2 protein-coding genes, 2 pseudogenes and 1 other annotated feature are annotated in these 3,044 nt (G+C 59.3%); of the genes and pseudogenes, 3 read left to right on the plus strand and 1 reads right to left on the minus strand.

Annotation, left to right across the window (positions count from 1 at the left end; translation table 11 throughout):
- Positions 1-793, minus strand: a pseudogene (locus ADK28_RS03460) (anthranilate synthase component I); the annotation flags it as partial.
- A gap of 24 nt (positions 794-817) precedes the next feature.
- Positions 818-921, minus strand: a sequence feature (Trp leader region).
- 239 nt (positions 922-1,160) lie between these two features.
- Between ADK28_RS03460 and rnm the strand changes: the two are divergent.
- The 3 genes and pseudogenes from rnm to ADK28_RS03475 form a co-directional block, all read left to right on the plus strand.
- Positions 1,161-2,042, plus strand: a complete 882-nt coding sequence (gene rnm, locus ADK28_RS03465; RefSeq protein WP_016927521.1) for an RNase RNM — start codon at positions 1,161-1,163, stop codon at positions 2,040-2,042.
- Positions 2,043-2,089: 47 nt separating this feature from the next.
- Positions 2,090-2,710: an L-threonylcarbamoyladenylate synthase gene (locus ADK28_RS03470; protein ID WP_016927522.1), complete on the plus strand. Its 621-nt coding sequence runs from the start codon at positions 2,090-2,092 to the stop codon at positions 2,708-2,710.
- Positions 2,711-2,825: 115 nt separating this feature from the next.
- Positions 2,826-3,044, plus strand: a pseudogene (locus tag ADK28_RS03475) (hypothetical protein); the annotation flags it as partial.

Here is a 3,044-nt window from a genome sequence, read left to right on the forward strand (position 1 = left end):
CCACCTGGAAAATCTCGCCCTGGCGGATCGCTTCCTGCAGCTCGCTGACCACCGCGCCGTACTCTTCGTCGCTCTGGTTACAGCTCAGCTGCATGTTTTCCAGCGTTTGGTGCGGGATCGGCTGCGGGGGTTGTTGCAACTCAGCCTGCAGCTGTTCCAGGCGATGCTGCAAACGCTGCGCTTCACTCGCCTGCTCACTGAAGACGCTGGCCTGCAGACGGGCCGAGCCGCGTTGATGATCCAGCACCAGCAGGGTTTCCGCCAGATAGAAGCAGAAGTCCGGGCAGCGTTGATCCTGGCGCAGTGCCGGCAGGTCCTCGAACCCGGCGACCAAATCGTAGGCGAACAGGCCGCCCAGCATCACGGCTTCGCGCTCGTCCGCCGGGGAGTCCACCAGGGTCAGCAGCGTGCGCAGCGCGTCGAACACCGACAGTGAACGCAGGCGGGCGTCTTCGTCCTGCACCGCGTCGATCGCCGGGAAGGTCAGTTCGCGGCCGTTGGGGCGCGCCTGATTGCGGACTTCAGGTGGCAGCGCTTCGTCCAGCAGCGGCAGCAGCGCCGCGCCGTTGGCGGTCAACGCCTGCACGCTGACGGTGTGGCCCAGTGCGGTAATGCGCAGCGCGCTGTCGATGACCAGCAGGCTCTGCAGATTCTGTTTGCTGTTGATTTCCGCCGACTCCAGCAGCAGGGTGGCCGGACGGGCGCCGCACAGCTGGTGGAAAAGGGTGGTGGGATCGCCCCGGTAGCTGGCCTGCGCCTTCAGTAATGTCAATTGTGGTTTGGTGTTCATCATCGGTGGTTCCAGTGAATTCTGTCCATAAAAAAGCCCGCATCAGGTGCGGGCTCAGGAAATCTGCATTGTCAGATGACAGCTATGCGTGATTACACCGCCCGCAAGAGGGAGGTACGCCACCAACCGTGAAGAGAAATGTATGTGTTCATTTGCAGACTCTCTTTGTTAACTCTCATCCGACACGGCCGTTGCCGTGAACTTGCGTACTAGTTAACTGGTTCATGAGGGCAAAGTCAACCCTCTTTTTGCACAATGTTTTAGCGGTCAGCGTGAATTCTATTCATCGTCTGCCTGGCGCAGAATAGATTTCCGTCCGGCCGCCGATCGCGGGTATGATAGAAAACCAAGCCATTGCCGGATAGCCGTTTTGACAGACAGTAACCCCCCATCCATCGCTTTTACTCTGTACGACCTCCACAGCCACACGACCGCCTCCGACGGCTACCTGACGCCGACGCAGCTGGTGCTGCGGGCGGTAGAGATGCGCGTGGGCGTGCTGGCGATCACCGATCACGACACCACCGCAGGCTTGGCTGAGGCCGCCGCCGCTATTGCGGAGCAGGCGTTGCCGCTGCGGCTGGTCAACGGGGTGGAAATCTCGACACTATGGGAAAATCATGAAATTCATATCGTTGGGTTGGGCGTGGACGTCGCGCACCCGGCGCTGGTGGCGCTATTGGCGGAACAAACCGAACGTCGCCATCGGCGCGCGCAGGAGATCGGCGCACGTCTGGGTAAAGCGCGCATTCCCGACGCCTATGCCGGCGCCCAGCGGTTGGCGGGGGCCGGTGCGGTGACCCGCGGCCATTTCGCCCGTTATCTGGTGGAGATTGGCGTGGCGGACAACATGGCGCAGGTGTTCAAGAAATATCTGGCCAAAGGCAAAACCGGCTACGTGCCGCCGCAGTGGTGTACAATAGAACAAGCCATTGATGCGATTCATCAATCGGGCGGCCAGGCGGTGATAGCGCACCCCGGCCGTTATGATCTGACCGCGAAGTGGTTGAAACGTTTGCTGGCGCATTTCGCCGAACACGGCGGCGACGCCATGGAAGTGGCGCAGTGTCAGCAGGCGCCGCATGAGCGCGCGCAGCTGGCGAAATACGCGCAGGACTACCACCTGTTGGCCTCGCAAGGCTCTGATTTCCATCAACCTTGTTCGTGGATCGAACTGGGGCGCAAGCTGTGGCTGCCGGGCGGCGTCGAGCCAGTGTGGCGCGATTGGCCGCAACCGGGCCAGGCGGTCTGATTTTACGCGCGTGGCAACGCGCGCGGGCATTATTTTAGGAGCAAGTCATGAGTCAGCTTTTTTATATTCATCCGGACAACCCACAGCCGCGTTTGATTAACCAGGCGGTCGAGGTGCTGCGCAAGGGCGGAGTGATCGTTTATCCCACCGATTCCGGCTACGCGCTGGGTTGCATGCTGGAAGAGAAGGCGGCGATGGAACGCATTTGCCGCATCCGTCAACTGGACGGCAACCACAACTTTACCCTGATGTGCCGCGATCTGTCCGAATTGTCGACCTATGCGCACGTCGATAATACGGCCTTCCGCCTGATCAAAAACAATACGCCGGGCCACTACACGTTCATTCTGAAAGCGACCAAAGAAGTGCCGCGCCGCCTGATGAATGAAAAGCGCAAAACCATCGGTCTGCGCGTGCCGTCGAACCCGATCGCATTGGCGCTGCTGGAGGCGCTGAACGAACCGATGATGTCCACCACCCTGATGCTGCCGGGCAATGATTTTGCCGAGTCGGATCCGGAAGAGATCAGCGATCATTTGGGCAAGGTGGTCGATCTGGTGATCCACGGCGGCTTCCTCGGCCAACAGCCGACCACGGTTATCGATCTGACCGAATCCACGCCGGAAGTGGTGCGCGAAGGGGCGGGCGACGCGGCGCCTTTCCGCTGATGTAAAAGGTTGCCACCCTGCCCATTGTCTGAAAATCGGCTGAAGCGAGGCTATTTCGCGTGAAAGCCGCTATTCTTGACTACTTCAGAATTGATAATGGGCAGGATGCGCAGCAATGATTAAACAGGTTTCTTTTTTAGCGGCCTTATTATTTTCCTCAATGGCAAATGCGGGGTTTTATTCAGGCAGCGGTTTGCTGGCGGAATCCGGCGGTTACGTAAAAAATAAAAGCGGTGAAGCCACCGTGGCCGAAGCGCTGAATGGCGGCATGTTCATGGGATACGTCGCCGGCGTATTCGATACTTATTCCATGCAGGGCAATCGCAATATCTGC

This window comes from Serratia sp. 506_PEND, assembly GCF_001076875.1.
Lineage (GTDB): Bacteria > Pseudomonadota > Gammaproteobacteria > Enterobacterales > Enterobacteriaceae > Serratia > Serratia marcescens.

Bases quoted from the DNA above. Each gene is read 5' to 3' on its own strand.
- ADK28_RS03470 (WP_016927522.1), top strand. From the start codon at position 2,090: ATGAGTCAGCTTTTTTATATTCATCCGGACAACCCACAGCCGCGTTTG.